This is a genomic window from Rubritalea sp. (assembly GCF_051252225.1).
GTDB lineage: Bacteria > Verrucomicrobiota > Verrucomicrobiia > Verrucomicrobiales > Akkermansiaceae > Rubritalea.
Map to the genome: position 1 here is coordinate 97,456 of NZ_JBPOGE010000001.1, position 19,479 is coordinate 116,934.

17 protein-coding genes and 1 tRNA gene are annotated in these 19,479 nt (G+C 47.5%); 9 read left to right on the plus strand and 9 right to left on the minus strand.

Features of this window, described 5'->3' with window-relative positions; translation table 11 throughout:
* Window positions 1-20 precede the first annotated feature (20 nt).
* Entirely contained in the window at window positions 21-491 is a 471-nt protein-coding gene (locus ACSHX2_RS00435) for a flavodoxin domain-containing protein (RefSeq protein WP_435689495.1), read from the plus strand.
* 164 nt (window positions 492-655) lie between these two features.
* On the opposite strand, the gene ACSHX2_RS00440 is transcribed toward ACSHX2_RS00435, so the two are convergent.
* The 5 genes from ACSHX2_RS00440 to ACSHX2_RS00460 form a co-directional block, all read right to left on the minus strand.
* On the minus strand, window positions 656-1,480 hold the full coding sequence (locus ACSHX2_RS00440; RefSeq protein WP_435689497.1) for a hypothetical protein: 825 nt from the start codon (window positions 1,478-1,480) through the stop codon (window positions 656-658).
* 8 nt (window positions 1,481-1,488) lie between these two features.
* Window positions 1,489-2,193: a hypothetical protein gene (locus tag ACSHX2_RS00445; protein WP_435689499.1), complete on the minus strand. Its 705-nt coding sequence runs from the start codon at window positions 2,191-2,193 to the stop codon at window positions 1,489-1,491.
* 75 nt (window positions 2,194-2,268) lie between these two features.
* On the minus strand, window positions 2,269-2,448 hold the full coding sequence (locus ACSHX2_RS00450; protein ID WP_435689501.1) for a FeoB-associated Cys-rich membrane protein: 180 nt from the start codon (window positions 2,446-2,448) through the stop codon (window positions 2,269-2,271).
* A 1-nt stretch (window position 2,449) separates the two neighbouring features.
* On the minus strand, window positions 2,450-4,354 hold the full coding sequence (gene feoB, locus ACSHX2_RS00455; protein WP_435689503.1) for a ferrous iron transport protein B: 1,905 nt from the start codon (window positions 4,352-4,354) through the stop codon (window positions 2,450-2,452).
* Window positions 4,355-4,370: 16 nt separating this feature from the next.
* On the minus strand, window positions 4,371-4,676 hold the full coding sequence (locus ACSHX2_RS00460) for a FeoA family protein (protein WP_435689505.1): 306 nt from the start codon (window positions 4,674-4,676) through the stop codon (window positions 4,371-4,373).
* A gap of 76 nt (window positions 4,677-4,752) precedes the next feature.
* On the opposite strand from ACSHX2_RS00460, the gene ACSHX2_RS00465 reads away from it, so the two are divergent.
* Window positions 4,753-5,157 carry a hypothetical protein gene (locus ACSHX2_RS00465; protein WP_435689507.1) on the plus strand — a complete coding sequence of 135 codons (405 nt, stop codon included), beginning with the start codon at window positions 4,753-4,755 and terminating at the stop codon, window positions 5,155-5,157.
* Between the two features lie 83 nt (window positions 5,158-5,240).
* On the opposite strand, the gene ACSHX2_RS00470 is transcribed toward ACSHX2_RS00465, so the two are convergent.
* The 4 genes from ACSHX2_RS00470 to mgtE form a co-directional block, all read right to left on the minus strand.
* Window positions 5,241-5,588 (minus strand): hypothetical protein, encoded by a 348-nt coding sequence (locus tag ACSHX2_RS00470; RefSeq protein WP_435689509.1) that lies wholly within the window; start codon window positions 5,586-5,588, stop codon window positions 5,241-5,243.
* A gap of 178 nt (window positions 5,589-5,766) precedes the next feature.
* Window positions 5,767-6,270 carry a hypothetical protein gene (locus ACSHX2_RS00475; RefSeq protein WP_435689511.1) on the minus strand — a complete coding sequence of 168 codons (504 nt, stop codon included), beginning with the start codon at window positions 6,268-6,270 and terminating at the stop codon, window positions 5,767-5,769.
* 144 nt (window positions 6,271-6,414) lie between these two features.
* Window positions 6,415-10,260 carry a methionine synthase gene (metH, locus tag ACSHX2_RS00480; RefSeq protein ID WP_435689513.1) on the minus strand — a complete coding sequence of 1,282 codons (3,846 nt, stop codon included), beginning with the start codon at window positions 10,258-10,260 and terminating at the stop codon, window positions 6,415-6,417.
* Window positions 10,261-10,331: 71 nt separating this feature from the next.
* Window positions 10,332-11,720 (minus strand): magnesium transporter, encoded by a 1,389-nt coding sequence (gene mgtE / locus ACSHX2_RS00485; RefSeq protein ID WP_435689515.1) that lies wholly within the window; start codon window positions 11,718-11,720, stop codon window positions 10,332-10,334.
* Window positions 11,721-11,825: 105 nt separating this feature from the next.
* Between mgtE and ACSHX2_RS00490 the strand changes: the two genes are divergently transcribed.
* The 7 genes from ACSHX2_RS00490 to ileS all read left to right on the plus strand — a co-directional run bounded on the left by ACSHX2_RS00490 (window position 11,826) and on the right by ileS (window position 19,423).
* Window positions 11,826-12,422 carry a hypothetical protein gene (locus ACSHX2_RS00490; protein WP_435689517.1) on the plus strand — a complete coding sequence of 199 codons (597 nt, stop codon included), beginning with the start codon at window positions 11,826-11,828 and terminating at the stop codon, window positions 12,420-12,422.
* A 94-nt stretch (window positions 12,423-12,516) separates the two neighbouring features.
* Window positions 12,517-12,591: transfer RNA gene (locus ACSHX2_RS00495), tRNA-His, on the plus strand.
* Between the two features lie 125 nt (window positions 12,592-12,716).
* Window positions 12,717-13,400 carry a ribonuclease III gene (rnc, locus tag ACSHX2_RS00500; protein ID WP_435689519.1) on the plus strand — a complete coding sequence of 228 codons (684 nt, stop codon included), beginning with the start codon at window positions 12,717-12,719 and terminating at the stop codon, window positions 13,398-13,400.
* Window positions 13,401-13,616: 216 nt separating this feature from the next.
* Entirely contained in the window at window positions 13,617-14,750 is a 1,134-nt protein-coding gene (locus tag ACSHX2_RS00505) for an acyl-CoA desaturase (RefSeq protein WP_435689521.1), read from the plus strand.
* A 78-nt stretch (window positions 14,751-14,828) separates the two neighbouring features.
* Window positions 14,829-15,527, plus strand: coding sequence for a thioredoxin family protein (locus ACSHX2_RS00510; protein WP_435689523.1), 699 nt, complete (start codon window positions 14,829-14,831; stop codon window positions 15,525-15,527).
* A gap of 183 nt (window positions 15,528-15,710) precedes the next feature.
* On the plus strand, window positions 15,711-16,487 hold the full coding sequence (locus tag ACSHX2_RS00515; protein ID WP_435689525.1) for a thioredoxin family protein: 777 nt from the start codon (window positions 15,711-15,713) through the stop codon (window positions 16,485-16,487).
* A gap of 146 nt (window positions 16,488-16,633) precedes the next feature.
* Window positions 16,634-19,423, plus strand: coding sequence for an isoleucine--tRNA ligase (ileS, locus tag ACSHX2_RS00520; protein ID WP_435689527.1), 2,790 nt, complete (start codon window positions 16,634-16,636; stop codon window positions 19,421-19,423).
* Window positions 19,424-19,479 lie beyond the last annotated feature (56 nt).

Sequence of the window (19,479 nt, forward strand, 5' to 3'; positions counted from 1 at the left end):
AAACTCTCTATGCTGAAGTCATGAATCGCAAGGGTTATATGGTGCTTTATGGCACTCAGACTGGGACGGCTGAAGATCTCGCCATGGAGCTACAGGAGGATATTCAGGAGATGGGGATCGAGTGTGAATGTGAGAACGTTTTTGACGTCGATTTCTCACGGCTCGATTCGCTGGAGCATATTTTCGTAATTATTAGTACATGGGGTGATGGGGATCCACCGGACGATGCTGATGGTTTTTGTGAAGCGCTATCTAGTGTGTCGGCTGGTAGGTTGACTGGTCTCAATTATGCAGTATTTGCACTGGGCGATAGTGGTTATGAGCTGTTCTGTGAATGTGGTAAAAATGTCGATAAGTTCTTAGGTTTTGCTGGTGCTCATTCGTTGGCTGAAAGAGTGGACTGTGACATCGACATCGATGAACCATTCCGAGTGTGGAAAGAAAATTTGTTATCCAAACTAAGGAATTACGCCCCAATAGTCTGGGCGTGATTCTGTGGTGATCATTATCGTCTAGGTCCGACGACAATGTAGGTGAAGGGCGGCTCTTGAGTGTAATGCATTCGAGAGCCGCTTTTTTATGTAGATGTGCTTCTGGAATAAAAAAATGCGAGCAACAGTGAGTAGCTCGCATTTTTTAAGAGGTAAATAGGGGATTACTTAGTTGTCGCTTTCTTTTGGCATGATTGGAGAATGGAGTTCCAGCGCTGGAAGCTTTTGGCGGAATCTTGACTGATTCTGAATGTTCTTTCTCCAAAAGAGTTGTATGCGGTGAGTATAGTCTGGGAGATGCCGTTCGTGACTTCTAGGTGAACGCGGACGTTATACACTTCTGTGAGGTCTACTGAGAGATGCTGAGGAGGCCCTGAGAGGTGAACGATTCCTTGATGCACTGTCGAGGCTATTGGCCTAATGCTAATATTGCTCGAGCAGATGCTATTGTCGTGGCTGAAATGTAGCGGATCGTTGGAGCGCGCGAGTTCTAGCAAGAGGCTGTAAAGGGGATGTCTGGCTGGGTTATTTCGAATTTTCTGTTTTTCTTCAAGACAGCATGGGCAGGTCTTTTCATGCCTGACATTGTGAACCTCAGCTTCTTTGGAGGTTATGACTTCTGTAACTCTCTGCGTGAGCAAGGAAATGAGTGGTGTATGATAGGGGGTAGCATCAAAACTGAAATTGAGTTTTTCCTCTTTAAAATGGAGGCTTAAGCTGAGTTCTCTGTGGTTCTGGGTGCCTGATTGGAGGTGGATGCTAGTGATATCCTTTGGGGAGAATGTGATGCCAGATTCGGGGACTGAAATGTGCTGATCTATCTCGAGGAACTCTGGGTGAGTAAGGGCTCGTGAAAGTTGAATGTTTGAGGTCGAAGATTGAATATCGACTTCATGAAACTTATTAAGTGCTCGTAAAAGAGCATTCTGAGGTAAGCTGATGATCCATGCGTCTGAATCAATACTGCTGCAGATAGAGGTGGAATTCATAAGAGCTATTATGCGCAATGTTTAAGTACTGCCTGTGGTCTAAGTTGAGAGTTGTAGAGAGTAGTTTGAAGGTATTTACCTTGATGCTTAGTTTGTAAGTGAGCGATATTAGCTGAATCTAGGCGAATGCTGTTATGCTTGCCGTCACTGAGTGTGAAGGCGCCTTTGCTTTCGGTGAGCTCGACACCCTTCATCAGCTTTTGAATAATTCCACCTTCAGTGTAGAGAGTGAGCTTGATAGTGTTGTTAGAACGGTTGGTAGCTAATGCGTGCTCGAGGATGTGTGAGATTTTTCGCCAATGTGGGCCAGATTTCTTTGGCTGGGGAGCACGCGTTACTATCGGGCAGTCTTCGCCGGATGAGAAGAGTTGGAGCAGGCAGTTAAGGCATTCATTTGGAGTGGTTTCTAAGAATCGTAGCTGATGAAAAATTGTGTTCTTCTTAGAGCTAAAGTGGAATTTATTTTCAACGGCATGTTGTATTTGTCGTCTTTGAATCCATCCTTGCTGCCAATTTAGGAAGTTCCACTGAGTGGAGCCATCAATGCTTTGGCTTGAGTGCTCGTGCGCCGAAATGATGTGGCGGGGATAGGTGCCAACTTCCGTGTGTGAGGCAAGGGTGTTGCTGTAGCTTGTTTCAACGACTCCGAGCGAGGAAAGCCGGTGAATGATTCTAGCCCATGCAGGCGCAAGGGTGGAAGTTTGTGTGGACATGGATGGCATTCCAACAGGAAATACCAATTGCTGCTAACGCTAGCTTATCTTCGATTAGTGGTTAAATGACCTAGCCTAGCGTTTGGCTTTCGCCGCGGCACGCTTAGCAAGCAGCTTCTTTTTTGCCTTTGGAGGCATCACGCTGCAGCCACAGCTTCCGCAGCAAGCGGAGTTTTTGAGTGACTTATAGGCTCGCCAAGCAATCGCGAGAATGGCGACAACTACAATGCTGAGGGCTATGATGGTCTGAGGCATATTAGGTGAAGCCTAATAAAGTGCCGATTTGGAAAACCGCAAGTGCTGCGAGGTATGCGAAAAGTGACATACCTCCGAGCTGAGCAACCGCCCATTTCCAAGAGTTAGTTTCACGAGCAACCACTGCCGAAGTAGGAAGGCACTGGAGTGCATAGATGAAAAACACGAGCAAGCTGAGTAATGTGAGCGGTGTGTAGACCTTCCGTCCGTCGGGCCAAGTGGCAGCAGCCAGTCTATCTTGGAGTAAGCTATCGGCTTCATCATCGTCCTCGCTGATACTGTAGGTGACCATGAGTGAAGAAACGAAGACTTCACGTGCGGCGAAGGATGTAATGACTGAGGTGGCTGTGCGCCAGTCGTAACCGAGCGGCTTAAAGACCGGTTCGACTACGTGACCGATTTGGCCCATGTAGGACTCTTCGAGAGCCAACGCTGAGTCTTCAGCTGCAGGTGTGCCTTCAGCTGGTTTTGGGTAAGTCTGAAGTGCCCAGAGGATGATACAGAGTGCTAGGATGATGGAGCCTGCGCGTTTGACAAAGGCCCATGCTCGGTCCCAAACGTGACGAAGAAGGTAGCCTACTTGTGGTAAGCGGTACGGTGGAAGCTCGAGCATGAAATGGCTCGGGGTGTCATCTTCCGCGATACGTCCCTTAAGTATGCGGGCTGCGATAAGAGCTGTGACGACACCTAGCGCATAGACTGCTAGTAAAAAGAGAGCTTGCTGAATGCTGTTTGCCTGAGGTAGCAACATGGCTATGAGTAAGAAATAGACAGGGAGACGTGCGGAGCAGGACATCCAAGGAGCAATTAAAATCGTGATGAGTCGCTCCTTGGCGCTATCGATAGTGCGAGCAGCCATCACTCCTGGAATAGCGCAGGCGTGTGCTGAAAGTAGGGGGAGGAATGCCTTTCCTGAGAGTCCTACTAGGTTCATCACGCGATCCATGAGGAAGGCTGCGCGTGCCATGTATCCACTGGCTTCTAGCAGTGCGATAAAGAAAAAAAGCAGGACGATTTGTGGAAGGAATACGAGGGTGCCCGCAATACCGCCGATCACGCCGTCGACCATGAGTTCGTTGAAGTCTCCTTCTGGAAGTGTGGCTCCGACCCAGTCACCAAGTGACCCAAAGGCTCCTTCGATAGCGTCCATGGGATAGGAGGACCATGAGAAAATAGTCCAGAAGACTGTGAGCATTACACCAATGAGAGCCACCCATCCCAAAATGGGGTGTAGTAGAATCTGGTCAAGCTTGTCGGTGATGGTGAGTGTGCCATCATCTTCGCGGCGAGCGGCTTCGCCGCAGATGACTTGAGCGAATTCGGTGCGTGCTTTTTGGCGAGACTCAGTGTCACCAGAGGTGTTCCATTTTGGAGCTCCAGTCGCAGGGAAAGGGAGTCGAAGTGCTTGCTTAAGCTCGATGACACCTTTCTTTTTATTCGCTTGGATAGGAACTACGGGAACACCGAGTTCTTCGGAAAGAAGTGTTGGGTCGAGGTGAATACCGCGAGATTCAGCAAGGTCGACCATGTTGAGTGCGACAACGACAGGCTTGCCGAGTTCGATGACTTCCATGGCTAGAAGTAAGTGACGTTCTAAGGCCGAGGCATCGACTACACAAACGGTGATGTCAGGTGTCGCTTCGTCCTGTTGATCACCGATCAGAACATTGCGAGTGACCTCTTCGTCTGGCGACTGTGGTGAAAGTGAGTAACAACCAGGAAGGTCGACGACTTCGATTTTTTTGCCGTGAGGAGACCGGAAGCTACCGGACTTACGTGAAACAGTGACACCTGAGTAGTTTCCTACCTTTTGGTTTTCCCCTGTAAGCGCGTTAAAAAGAGTCGTTTTCCCTGCATTTGGGTTACCAACGAGTGCAACGAGGTGTTGCTCGGACGAAGTAGACATAATTAAAAGTTCTGTTTTAGACAGGACAGACTAGAATCTGGTCAGCGAGCTTTTTATTGAGCGCCATTTTAGTGCCACAGACAGAACAAAGTAGGTTGTGGCCGTTGCTCAATTTTTTAATTTCCATAGATTCGCAAAATCCCATGCTGCGTAAGCGATCACAGGCTGAACCTTTGATCGCATTGATGCGCACTGAGCACCCTACGCTCGCCTGAGCTAGTGTCATTGCACTATCAGTTTCGAGGTCAGTGGGGCGGCGGAAGAGCTTCATTACGGGGATATTGATAGTGCAGTTGAGAATCGTTTGCAATAAGAATTTCATGTAAAAGAAAGGGGCGCTCGAACGATCACGGAGGGGGGACTTGACGGAGTCAAGATGGCTAACACAATATGGAGCTATGCATAAGTTCTCAGAAATTTGTTTGGTAAGTGCGTGTTCGATTATAAGTGTGGTAGCCGATGAGGTTAAAAAAGTGCCAGAGCATTTCGTGAGTGGGCTGACTACGCCTGATGTAAATGCGGCGACTTTGCTAGAGCGTCAGGGAAAGCTTTCAAAGGAAGTGGCTAAGTCACCAACTGCGATCGTGACGTCGGTGTTGGCGCCAGATCTCATGGGGCTAATCGTAGATGTGAAGGCTGAATTTAATACGATGGAACAGCCAAGTGAAGTGAAAGTGATCGCCCAAGAAAAGGGGATTATGGATGACGATTTACTTGGGGTTACCCACACTATAGAGTTACTCAAAAATAAAAATGGCGACTGGCATATCGTCGACTACCAGCGTGAAGAGCTACGTAGATAAAATAATACCCCACAGATGTTTCATCTGTGGGGTATGTTACCTACGTTTTGTTATATAACTATGAGAGTGAAAAAATGAGGGTGTTATTCATCCGAGGACTTTTTGCCGCCTTTTTTGCCACCTTTTTTGCCATGTGGTGGTAATTTTTCGCCAGCGTCTTCAGCTGTTTGGCGTTCTTCTTTAGAAAGTTTGCCATCACCGTCCGCATCATATTTGGAGAGGATCTCTTCACGATGTGCGTCTCTTGCTGCTTTCGCAGTTTCGCGTTCTGCTTCGGAAAGTTCGCCGTCACCGTCAGCATCAAATTTTTCAAGCATGTGCTCACGATTTTTGTCACCACCTGGGCCTTTTTTTGAACCATCCGCTTCAGCGAAGGCGAGAGTAGGAAGGGCGAGAGCAGAAATTGCGAGTACTAGTGTTTTTGTTTTCATAATGGTTTTGTAAGATTCAGAGATAGAAACCATCCATGTGATGGAGAGTTGCAAAAAAGTTTTCTTTTTTTTACAAATGCCCTGAATACCTATTGGGGGTTGTTGCATGTAATAAAATGCCCCGCAGGATATTAATCTGCAGGGCATTCTAATTACTTATGTGTTCTAGTTAAATTTATTACTCGCTGTCGCCTTGGTTTCCTTTACGGGGTCTGCGTGAACCAGGGATGTGTACTTCAGCGTCTTTAGCTACTTGTAGTTCGTCTTCGGAAAGGTCTCCGTCGCCATCTGTGTCATAGGTGTCCATGAAATCGTCCTTGGCTGCTTTTTTCTCTTCATCGCTTAGTTCTTCATCACCATCTGTGTCGTACTCGGCTATGAATGCTTCTCGGCGAGCTTTCATGGCAGCTTTAGCTGCTTCACGCTCGTCTTCAGAAAGAGCTCCGTCTCCATCAGTATCATATTTCGCAATGAATGCTTCGTGACGTTCATCTCTGGCTTCTCTGGCGGCTTCACGCTCTTCTTCTGAAAGTTGACCATCGCCGTCAGCGTCAAATCTTTCGAGAATTCTTTCGCGATGCTCAGCAGAATGTTTGCCTTTTTTTTCTTCGCCTTCTTCAGCGAAAGCGAGGGTTGGGATAGTGAGAGCTGTGATTCCTAAAATAAGTGTTTTTGTTTTCATAATGGTGCTTTTTGTTTCAATAAGAGAAACCATGAAAGTTCATGGGAGTTGCAAAAAGGTTCCATTTTTTTACGAAGGGGACGAAAAAAGCGAGAGCCGTGAGCCCTCGCTTTTGCGGTGATGATATTGAGTGAAATAATCGATTTATGCGTTGTAGCCGAGCCATGGGCCGAGCCATCGTTCCGCTTTTTCTTGGCTCCACCCTTTGCGCTCTGAATAGTCTTTGATTTGGTCTTCTTGCAATTCGCTGATGGCAAAGTAATGCGACTCAGGATGAGAGAAGAGTAGACCCGAAACCGCTGCACCGGGGTGCATGGCGCAGGACTCGGTGAGCTCAACGCCGGTTTTCCCTTCAGCTCCGAGAAGGTTAAAGAGGGTTGGCTTCTCAGTGTGATCCGGCTGAGATGGGTAGCCCGGAGCGGGGCGGATTCCTCGGTAAATTTCCTTGATAAGTTCATTATGGTTGAACTCGTTTGGTCGTTCGTAACCCCATGCTACACGTGCACGGTGGTGGAGGAGCTCAGCGAAAGCTTCGGCGAGACGGTCAGCGATAGCTTTGATCATGATCCCTTTATATGGGTCATGCTCGTCAGTTTCTACCTTTTTAGACCATTCATCAGCTCCATGGATACCTACGACAAAGCCGCCTACGAAATCTTTTCCTTCTGGTGCCACATAATCGCTGAGTGCGAAGTGTGGCTTGTCGGAAGTTTTTTCGATCTGCTGACGGAGAGTGTGGAAAGTCGCTGCCTTTTCTGAGCGTAACTCGTCGGTCCAGACGTCAATGTCGTCTCCGTTTGAGTTAGCGGGGAAGAAACCGTAGACACCGCGAGCGGTGAATCTCTTGTTTTCGATGATGTCTTCGAGAATTTCGAGGGCATCGACGTAGATTTCTTGAGCTTGTTTGGCGCCTTCTTCGTTTTTAGTTTTTAGGACCTTAGTTTCTCGATCCCAAACGCCGCGGAGTTCCCAAGCGTGAAAAAATGGTGTCCAGTCGATGTATTCTGCGAGCTCGCGAAGCGACTGATTGTCCATGACGCGTGTGCCGGTAAATTCTGGTTGTGCAGGTTGGTAGCCAGTCCAATCGAACTGTGGCATGTTTTCACGTGCTTTTGCGAGCTCGATAGTGGGTTTTGATTTCTTATTGAAGTTCTCACGCAGCTTTTGGTGTCGAATTTCGTTTTCAGCGACAAATTTATCACGGTGCTCATCTGAGAGAAGTGTGGTGGTTACTGGGACTGAGCGTGAGGCGTCGAGCACGTGGACGATGGGGCCTGAGTAGTGCGGTGCGATTTTTACGGCCGTGTGAGCGGCGGACGTAGTAGCTCCACCAACGAGAACGGGAAGCTTTATGCCCCGACGTTCCATTTCTTTTGCTACGTGGATCATCTCATCGAGCGATGGTGTGATGAGTCCCGAAAGTCCGATAACATCGCAGCCTTTCTTAAGCGCTGTATCGAGAATTTTGTCGCATGGCACCATGACTCCCATATCGATGACTTCGAAACCATTACAAGCGAGGACAACTCCAACGATATTTTTGCCGATATCATGAACATCGCCTTTGACCGTGGCCATAACTACTCGTCCAGCAGTGGCTTCTTTTTCAGCTTTGATCTGCGCTTGATCAACAGAAAGTGATGGGTCTTCGGCGATGAGTTCCTGTATACGTCCGGCAAGTTTCTCGGCTTTGTCCGCTTCCATGAAAGGCTCGAGGTAAGCGACTGATTTTTTCATGACCCGGGCGGATTTCACCACCTGCGGAAGGAACATTTTCCCGGCACCGAAGAGGTCACCCACAACGGACATGCCGTCCATAAGAGGTCCTTCGATTACCTTGAGCGGGACAGTGTATTTTTCTAAAGCTTCAATAGTGTCTTCAGTGATGAATGTGTCTATTCCTCTAAGAAGGGCGTGTTCGAGACGTTTCTCTACGGTTGTCTCACGCCATGTGAGGTCAGCTTGTTGCGCTTCTTTTTTGATACCTTTGAATTGTTCCGCGAAGTCGAGTAAACGCTCGGTAGCGTCTGGGTCGGAGTTGAGGAGAACATCTTCGACATGCTTGAGCATTTTTGGTTCTACTTCATCGTAAACTTCTAACATTCCCGCGTTGACGATGCCCATGTCCATACCGGCTTTTCCCGCGTGATAGAGGAAGGCAGCGTGCATCGCTTCGCGGACTGGATTATTACCGCGGAATGAGAATGAAATGTTCGATACTCCGCCTGAGACTTTAGCTCCTGGGAGATTGTCTTTGATCCACTTGGTGGCATTGAAGAAGTCGACCGCATAATTATTGTGTTCTTCTATTCCCGTAGCAACAGTCAGGATGTTAGGGTCAAAAATAATGTCCTGTGGATTAAATCCTACGTCATCGACGAGTACCTTGTAGGCTCGCTCACAGATACGGATTTTTTCTTTGTAGGTGGCGGCTTGGCCATTTTCATCAAATGCCATGACTACGGCAGCGGCGCCGAACTTCATGATAGTGCGGGCATGTTGCTTGAAGACTTCTTCGCCTTCTTTGAGTGAAATGGAATTAACGATTCCTTTGCCTTGGAGGCATTTTAGACCAGCTTGAATGATCTCCCATTTCGAGGAATCCACAGTGATTGGGACTTTAGTGATATCCGGCTCTGACTGTACAAGGTTGAGGAAACGGGTCATCATGTCGACGCCATCAATGAGGCCGTCGTCAAAGCAAATATCTATGACTGGAGCTCCATTGTCTACTTGTTGCCGGGCGACAGCGAGTGCTTCTTCGAGCTTTCCTTCTTGGATGAGTTTACGGAACTTTGGTGAGCCCGCGACATTGGTGCGCTCGCCGATCATGAGGAAGTTTTTATCCTTGGTATGATTGTAGGCTTCTGTGCCTGAAAGACGTAGGAGTGGCTCTCTCGTGGGGATTTTACGTGGTTTAACGCCTTTTACTGCACGTGCAATTTCAGCGATATGCTCGGGTGTGTTTCCGCAGCAGCCACCCGCGAGGTTGATGTAGCCTGACTCTGCGAAATCATTTAGGCGCTTGTACATGTCGATAGGCAAGAAGGGGAAGCCTGTCTCAGATAGAGCGTCCGGCATGCCGGCATTTGGGTAACAAGAAATGAAGGTTTCAGAGCACTTACTGAGTTCTCCAATGAATTCGCGCATTTCGTCTGGGCCGAGCGAGCAATTTAGGCCGATGGCCAAGGGTTTGATGTGCGCGCAGGCATTCCAAAGAGCTTCAATTTTAAGTGCTGAAATCATGGTTTCACCACCACGGCCCACAGCTGCGGAGATGATGATGGGGAGATTGATGCCGAGTTCTTCATAAACATCCTGAATGGCTACGAGGGCACATTTGGAATTGAGAGCATCGAAAATAGTTTCAACCATGAGGATGTCGACACCGCCCTCGATGAGCGCGAGTACTTGACGTTTGTAGTCCTCATAGACTTGATCAAATGTGACGACCCGGAAGCCTGGATCGTCTGGGTCGACGGCGGAGTTATTCAGGCCAACGGTCATTGGGCCTATTGCGCCGGCCACATAACGCTTGATTCCTGTTTTTTCGTAGACTTCGTCACAGGCCTTGCGAGCGAGCTTGGCTGATTCGACATTTATTTCCCATGCCAGTTCTTTGAGGAATGGGTCATCGATAACTTTTTGGTAGAACTCAGGGTCTTTACGGCCTTCTCCAGATTCACGTGGGTCATCTACAAAAAACTCGGACTGGGCGATGGAGGTGCCAGAGAATGAATTTGTCTCGATGATGTCCGAGCCTGCATTGAGAAAACGTAAGTGAATATCATGAATGACATCTGGGCGGGTGAGGCTGAGAATGTCACCATTATTGAGAATATCTTTTTCAATGTCCTTAAAGCGTTCTCCTCGGGCATCTTGTTCGGTGAGCCCATAGCCACGAATAGTGGTACCCATAGCTCCGTCGAGTATGAGTATACGTTCTTTAAGGGCTGCGGTAAGTTCTGCAGTTGCGTCGGGTCTGGACATGGGAAAAGTATGAAGTTGGAAATGTGGAGGTAAGTTAGTCGCTTCGCTAACTTTGGCCTGTTACAGGGGACTTAGAGTCCAAGAATAGCTTTTGCAACGAAGAAGTAGATTACCATGCCTGAGACATCGACAATGGTGGTGATGGCTGGGGCCGCGACGATCGCTGGGTCAATTTTGGCTGCGCGTGCTCCGAGTGGTAGCAGGGAACCGACTAAGGTAGATGAGGTGATTTGAATGGCCATTGCCACGGCTACGGTGATACCGAATTTTATGAAACTGACTTCGGCAGGCATATCGTGATAAAACATGGGAACAAAGATCATCGTGACTAATGCCATTCCGATTCCGAGTAGAGCGCCAAGCATTAGGCCTAGTCGTAGCTCCTTCCACGCCACACGCATAATTGAGTCTTGGTCAAGCTCGCCCAGAGCCATGGCGCGGATCACCATGGTAGAGGCTTGGCCACCTGTATTTCCGCCAGCTGAGACAATCATTGGTAGAAAGAGCGAGAGAATGAAGAGTGAGTTCAGGACGCCTTCAAATTTCATCATCACGATGCCTGAGGCTATTGCTAGGATAGCAAGGCCGAAGAGCCAAGGGAAGCGACGGCGGAAGTGAGTCATGGTAGGAGTGTTAAGGTAAGTTTCTTCTGAACCTTCCCCTGAAAAACCCGCCATTTTTTCCATATCTTCGGTAGATTCCTCTTCCAGAATTTCAACGACGTCATCGTGGGTTATAATACCGAGGATTCGATGTTGTTCATCTACCACGGGGAGGACAAAGAGATCGTATTTGGAAACCAGCTGTACCGCTTCCTCTTGATCAGCCGAGGCAAGAATATAGCGCTTCACAGGACGCATGAAGTCGGAGATTATCGTATCCCTAGAGTTGAAGGCAAGGTCGCGGAAGCGAACGTATCCGCAGAGTTTATCCTTAGAGTCGACGACATACACACGAGCGAATGACTCTGTTTCGTCACTTTCTTTACGGAGGCTTTCGAGAGCCTCTTGAACTGTCATTTCGCCAAAGATGCTGGCGAAATGAGTCGTCATTCGACCACCGGCTGTACTCTCATCGTACTTGAGTAGGGTCTTGGTAATTTCGATGTCGTCAGGCTCGACGAGTTCTAGTAGACGCTCACGGGTATCGTCCGAGACATCTTGGAGGATATCGACTCGATCATCATCTGAAATTTGGTCGAGGATCTCTCGTTGCTCTTCGGTGTCGAGGCGCTCCATAGTCTCTTCGACTAATGTGTCAGGGAGTTCCGGGATCACTTCTGCGAGACTCTCCATATCAATATGGGTGGTGAAGAAATCGCGTTCCTCGCCATTTAGTCCTACATAAATTTCAGCGAGGTCGGCGTAGTGTGTGACGTTTGCTGATTCGAGGAAGTTTTCTGAGTCGCGTGCCTCTACAGCCTCTAGTAAAAGTCTAGTATTTTTGATCTCCTCGCTCATGCGGCTGACACTAATTGTATGCAACTATAATGAAAGTGTGAAAAATAGAAGATTTCGCCTCGCGAGGGAGCTTGACGCATGGAGTGCTGAGGCTAGCCTCTTACTATGTCAGAGCAGGGAATGTCAGCGTATCAGATTGAGAGTGAAGGGGTGCAGCCGCCAGCTTTGCCCGCGACGCGCTCGAAGGTTCCACGGGTGCTCGGGGTGCTCCATTTATGCTTTGGTGGATTAGCTATTCTATCTACGGGAATAGGAGTGTTTCAAAATAAGAAAATGTCAGAGGAGCTTAGTGCTCAATTTTCGGCAATTGAAGTAGAGGGGCTAAGCTTTCCTCCTGATCTTGCTGGGGAGCTAAGTGTGGTGGATTTTCCCATCCAGGTCGCAGGTTATTTGGATTTAGTGGTAAGCCTGTTGTTGATCGCAGCAGGTGTTGCGCTTTTAAAGTATAAGAGATGGGGAAGGTCTGCGACAAACGCCTATTCTGTAGTGAGTCTGTTAGCTAAAGGCTTTAGCGCGTACATCTGGTGTGTTTTAGCTAGTGCTTTTTTCGAAGGCTTTCTTGATGCGAATCCAGAGTTCGAGGTGATAGGGGTTGGAGGGTTTCGAGGTGTGATGGTGGTTTCGTTACTTGTTTCGAGTGTTTACCCCCTAGTTTGTTTATTCTTAGTGAATAGAAAGCCGGTGTTGGAATCGCTGGAATAGTGGAGTAGCTGGAGAATTAAAAAAGTGACAAAAAAGATCTTGCCAAAGTCCTCGCTATGCGTACTTTCTCGCCCGCACCAACAAAACCAAAATGGTGGCTGTAGCTCAGTGGTAGAGCCCCGGATTGTGATTCCGGTTGTCGCGGGTTCAAGTCCCGTCAGTCACCCCATTTTGTTTTTTGTGCATTGAAGACGCTTGATAGCGTCTTTTTTTGTTATGTTGTGCTAGGTTTTCACTTGCTTGAGTTGAGTAAATTGCGCTCAATGAAGTTTCTCTAATTGGAAAAAAGATAGAATGGATTCACTCGAAGCACTGTTAGGATATAAATTCCGCAACTCACTTTTGTTAGCTGAAGCTTTGACGCATCCGTCATTGGCTTATGAGACGCAACGTCCTCATTTTGATAATCAGCGGCTCGAATTTCTTGGAGATGCAGTTTTACAGCTTGCTCTGACTCACCATCTCTATGAGATTTTCCCAGGGTTCACCGAAGGTGACCTTACTAAAATGCGAGCTCGCTTGGTTTCTAAGGATGCTCTGCATAATCTTTCCGGTGAGATTAATCTGGGTGAGTTTGTCTTATTGGGGCGTGGTGAAGAGGCTAGTGGGGGGCGTGAAAGGGCGTCTACATTAGCGGATGCGTTTGAGGCGCTCTTGGGGGCTGTGTTTCTCGATGGGGGGTTCGATGCCGCTAAGGAAGTGGTTTTGAAGGTGGCTCAGGATGAAGTGGAGAAAATTTCTAAAAAGCCCGAGGAAAAGAATCCGAAAGGCCGTTTACAGGAAACTTTGCAGGCTATTTTGCCGGAAAGTCCAATTTATCAGGTGATTAGTGAGGATGGTCCTGACCATGATAAGGAGTTTGTCGTGGAGGTTCATTGGAATAAGAGGGTGCTAGCTAGTGGTAAAGGGCGGAATAAGAAGCAGGCGGAGGCAAAGGCGGCTGGTATTGCGCTAGAGAATAAGCTGTGGGGTGCTTAAGTGGAGTGAGTTTGTTCGGTTTGCTTGAGCTTGTTACAGATATTTCACGAAGCTAGAAAGCGTGCAAATTAAGGCAGTTACTGTGCATATTTTGTGAAACAGTCCAGTGTCTGAGGGATTTTGTTGGCTATTTGTGGGATCTGGGGTTACGTGAGGCGCCTCTCGTTTGCGGAGCGTGGCTTCCCAAGCAGCAGAGGACAATACAGTTATAAAATTATGTTTAACAACTTCCCATTCCACCGTGTAAACTGGAAAACTAGCCTTTTCCTTATCTTTACAACGCTCGTCGCCCTTATTGGTACTCCTTGGTACTTCTTGACTTATGATCTCACTTCTAATGAGCTAGTGTTTCAGTTAGGCCTATGTTTATTCTTCTGTGTGGCTACTATCATGAGTATCACACTCGGCTATCACAGGCTCTTTTCGCATCTATCGTTTAAGGCTAAATGGCCAGTGAAGCTTGCGACTCTGGTTTTTGGTGCTGCCTCTTTTGAGAATTCTTGCCTTAGCTGGGCGTCAGATCATCGCCATCACCACAAGCATGTAGATCACGATGGTGATCCTTATGATATTACTAGAGGATTCTTCTATGCTCACGTCGGTTGGTTGCTTTTCAAGCTCGACCCGATGCCACTCCAGAACAATGTAGGTGACCTTAAGAGGGATAAACTTGTCATGTGGCAGGATAAATGGACTCACCTAATTGGTTTAGTTGTCGGTTTGATTATTCCGCCGTTGGTGGGCTATTACTTTTTCGGAGCACAGGGCGCTATTGGTTGCTTAATTCTTACAGGCTTCCTTCGTATCGTGATCGTAATGCACTGTACCTTCTTTATTAACTCTCTTTGTCACACCATTGGTACACGTCCCTATAACTCAGGGAATACAGCGCGAGACTCTGCTGTTATGGCGATTTTCACCTGTGGAGAAGGCTATCACAACTATCACCACGCGTTTCAGCATGACTACCGCAATGGTGTGAAACCTTGGCAGTTTGATCCCACAAAGTGGATGATCTGGACGCTTTCCAAGCTTGGCTTAGCTAGCAATCTCCGCCGTGTGCCGCAGGAAAAGATTCTTTTAGCTGAAATGCGTGAAGCTCAGCGTTTACTCGAGCAAAAGCGAGTGAAGGAAGGTCTTGATAAGGTTGAGGGCTCGTGCGCTCTTAGTCAAAAGGCTGAGGCGATTCTCGAAGATTTTTCAGCAATCCTTACAGAGCGATATGCTCAGGTAGAAGATTCACTCGCGACGAAGGTCGAGCTTTCTAAGGCGAAACTTATAGAGATTGAGTCGGATATTCACCGTGTAGTGAAGAAAATTAGCAAGTTTAAGCTTTCTTCAGCGAAGTAAATTCCATTCAACTGTTTACCTCTTTAGTAAGTTTACTCTTTCTAGAGGGGTGAGGAATATTCTAGCTTTCTTCCTTAAATGCTTAAAAAATCTATTTTAGTTCTATTGGGAGGCGCAAGTCTCGTTATGCTCCCGTCTTGCGATAAGCTGGAAGGCGTGGTGGGCCAGGTGACCGAGCTAGTCGGCGTTGACTCTGTTTTTGAGCCTAAAGAGCGACGTGAAGGGATAGCCAAACCACATAAAGCATCAGTAGATGATGTGAATCAGTGGTTGGCTGAACCTAATGTGTTGGTGGTTTTAGATTTCTACAGTGAGCAATGTCCGCCTTGTTTGGCTATGGCTCCAGATCTAGCTGCATTAGCCGATCAGTATGGCGACAAAGCTGCTGTGATGAAGCTTAATGTTGGTAAGTCTGGTCCAGTGGCTCAAATGGCGAACGAAGAATATAAAGTAACTCAGACTCCGACCCTAAAGTTTTTCCTCAATGGTAAAGAGGTGAAGAGTATGCGTGGATCTCAATCCCGGGAGGAAATCGATGCGGTCTTTGCTCGATATACAGCGAAGGTCGATGGCGAATACGTCATGCGTGAAGGTGAGATGCCGGGAAATATGTCCGGTCGTACTGTCGAAGATATGATGCAGCGTGTTTCCAGAAATGAGCTACCGAAAGGGATGACTCGGGTCATAGTGCCAACCGAAGCGAAAGATGTTACGGGTGATTTAAGGAGTGTGCTAGCTTCAGGGAAATTGACGCCCGTTAAATCTGAAAAAGAGTAGATTGATTGGAAGGGGTTACTAAGTCCCCTTGTCATTTCTTTACTTAATAGTCATTGAGGGGTTTTCAGCTTAATTTATTCTTGATGATTAGTCGAAATGGAAGTGCTTTGATGGCTGGTTTGCATCGTATATGGCCTCAATGAGGTTGTGTTTGTCGGTAGTATACTTTATGCTCTAAAAGTTATGTGGAAAAAACACTCTCTCCAATGTATCGGCTTAGCTTGTGCGCTTAGTCTAGTTTCTTGTGACCGAGTTCAAAGCTTGGTCAGTGACATCACAGGTGGTGGTGTTCCTAATGAGCGCCGAGAAGGGATCCAGCGGGTTCATTCGGCGACTATCTCAGAAGCTAAGATGTGGTTGGCAGAGCCCAATGTGCTGGTGGTGTTAGACTTTTATAGTGCGAGCTGTCCACGCTGTGCTGAGATGTCTCCGAGCCTCAATAAAATGGCAAAAAAATATGGTGGGAAGTCTGCTGTGATGAAGCTCAATGTAGGTGAGCCGGGAGAGACTGCAAAAGTGGCAGTGGAGGAATATGAGATTACTCAAACGCCTGAGTTGAAATTTTTCTTAAATGGTAAGGAGCTCAAATCAGTAGCTGGAGCGCAGAGCGATGAGGAGCTTGATGCTCTTTTTGAAAAATATACTGGCAAGATTTCAGACGATAAGGAATTTGTAATGAAGGAAGGGGTGATGCCTGGTCAGAAGGCTCAGGCTGTCGAAGAGATGATGGTGAGAGTATCTAAGAATGAGCTTCCTCAAGGTATCTCGCGCGTGAAGATTTCAGGCGACGAAAAGGTTGTTACCGATAAACTGCCGTCAGCAATACTTTCTGGGGGAGGGGCTCCTCCAGCTTCTGAGTCTATTAATACCACTTATAAACCAGCGAATACTAAAAAGGAAATGACTGCAACAGAGCGTGCGATGAAGCATTCATTAGGAAAATCACCCGTTCCTAAGTAAGCTATATAGAGAAATCCTTGAAAAGGGGGAAGCCGGAGAGGCTTTCTCCTTTTTCTTTCTAGGGGTGAGGCATGTTCACTTTGGAGCAATGTGCGATTGACCCTCAGCGTAATGCTGTCTAGCTTCCGCCGAATTTATTTAATTTTATGAGCAAGGACGCCCAAAACTACAAAGACAGCTTGAGCCTGCCGCAAACTACATTCCCAATGCGTGGGGATTTGGTGAAGCGTGAACCTCAGCGACTCGATCAATGGGAATCTAACGATCTTTATAAGCGAATTCAGAAGCGCCGTATCGATCAAAAAGCTCCTCGCTATATTTTGCATGATGGCCCGCCGTTTGCAAACGGTGATGTCCATATGGGTACGGCTCTCAATAAGGTGTTGAAGGACCTCGTGCTGAAGTCGAAGACTATGGCTGGTTTTGAAACTCCATACATTCCTGGCTGGGACTGTCACGGTCTACCGATCGAGTTTAAGGTCGTTCAGAATGCGCAAGGTCTTGAGCCTGCTGAGATTCGTCGTCGCTGTGTAGATTTTGCTAGTGGATGGATCGAGACGCAGAAATCTTCTTTTCGCCGATTGGGCGTGTTTGGTGATTGGGGTAATCCATATCTTACAATGGACGCAGCTTATGAAGCTGACATCGTTCGGACATTTTCAGCTCTGATTAAGCGAGGAAATGTGTACCAATCCAAGAAGCCAGTGCAGTGGTCATATGGTGCTCAGACAGCACTAGCCGAAGCAGAAGTGGAGTACATGGATAAAAAGTCGATTTCGCTCTACGTTGAATTCCCTCTTCTTTCCGACAAGTTTGGTGCTGGTACCTCGATGGTGATCTGGACTACGACACCATGGACTCTACCCGCGAACCTTGCTATCGCGACTCATCCTCTCTTCGGATATGTGGTTGGTCGTTTCGAAAAGGTGAAGCAAGTCAAGGGTCAGCCGGATGAGCTTATCACTAAGCGATTAGTTGTTGCTAAGGAGCTTATTGAGACATTCGAGTCGAAAACTGGTTTCTCTCTTAAAGAGACATATCAAGAAGTGAAAGGTGATGCATTCGAAGGGCTCGAAGCGCAGCATCCATTCCTCGAGCGTACTTCTAAGCTGATTAATGCGAATTTTGTTACGACTGAGGCTGGTACAGGTGCTGTGCATATCGCTCCTGGTCACGGTGCTGACGATTACTCTGCTGGCCAGCAAAATGGTCTTGGTGTGCTTTCTCCTGTTGATGATGAAGGTAAGTACACTGATGAGTGTGGTCTTCCTGAAATGGTAGGTGAGCATGTGTTTGATTGTAATGTGCCAATTATCAAAATTCTTGCAGGCAAGGGCTTTTTACTTGGTAAGGAGACGATTGCGCATAGTTATCCACATTGCTGGCGTTCAAAGACGCCGATTATTTTCCGCGCTGTAGAGCAATTCTTTATTTCGCTCGAAGGGCTTCGTGAGCAGGCACTCGAAGAGATTGACAAGGTGAACTGGCTCCCGAAATGGGGACGTAACCGTATTCATGGCACTGTGGAGGCTCGCCCAGATTGGTGTGTTTCTCGCCAGCGAACATGGGGAGTACCAGTTCCAGTGTTCTTTGACGCCGAAGGAAAGGCTGTGATTGATGCCGAAACTGCAGATAAGATTGCAGAGTTAATCGAAGAAGAAGGCTCAAATATCTGGTTCGAGCTCTCGGATGAAGAAATCTGTGAGCGCCTTGGGCTTCCGGCTGGATACAAAAAATGTCGTGACACGCTTGATGTCTGGATTGATTCCGGTTCCTCTTCTGTCGCAGTGGTCGACCGTCGCCCTGAGCTTGAAGGCCCGGCTGATCTTTATCTCGAAGCTACGGATCAACACCGCGGTTGGTTCCAGTCTTCCTTGATGCTTTCTGTCGGAGTACGCAATGCAGCTCCTTATAAATCAGTTATGACACACGGTTTCGTGGTGGATCAAGATAAGCTAAAAGCGAAGAAAGCTGGTAAAACTAATGGCGAGTCTACTAAACTTTCCAAGTCTGAGGCAGAGAAAAGTGGTAAGCCAATCGATGCTGCTTATTATTACAATAAGTATGGTGCAGATATCGTGCGACTCTGGGTTTCTAGTGTCGACTGGCAAACCGAAGTCCCCTTCGGTGAAGATCTGTTTAAGCAAATAGCTGAACCCTACCGTCGACTTCGGAACACGCTTCGAATTCTTCTCGGCAATATGGACGGGTTTAATGCTGAAACTGATGCCGTAGCTAAGGCTGACATGCCATTGTTAGATCAATGGGTTTTAGAGCGTTTGAATGTAGTGATTAAAGAATGTCGCTCAGCGTATGAGGCCTTTGAGTTCCGCAAGGTGTTCAACCAAATCAACCAATTCTGTGCAGCCGACCTTTCTGCCATCTATATTGATGTGACAAAAGACCGTATGTACTGCGATTCTAAAGAGAGTCTCCGACGTCGTTCTACTCAGACAGTGATGCATGAAGTGTTTACTGCACTCTCGAAGTTGCTCGCACCTATCATTGCGTACACGGCTGATGAAGCGTGGGAGCATGCAGGGTTCGCAGGTTCGGTTCACGAGCAAGATTTCCCAGAGGTGAAAGCTGAATGGGAAAGTTCAGAAGTGTCCACTAAAGTGGCGGCTCTGCTTGAGGCTCGAAGCGTGATTCAAACAGCGATTGAGGAGAAGGTGCAGTCGAAAGCATTTAATAAGAACAATGAAGCTGCTGTTGTAGTGGATGTTCCTTCTGACTTTGCTGCACTCGATGAACTGAATGATCGTGAATTTGCCACTGAGTTTTTCATCTTAGCTGATCTAAAGGTTCAACAAGGATCTGAGCTTGCCGCACAAGCTAGTGCGACGGAGTTCACAATGTGTCCACGTTGTCGTCGCTATGAGCCATTACTTGAAAGCGGCCTTTGCGCACGCTGTGAAGAAGTGGTGAGTGACTAATCGTGGGATTAGTGAGAAACACAGTTTTCTAATTATTGAAATGCCGAGCAATTGCT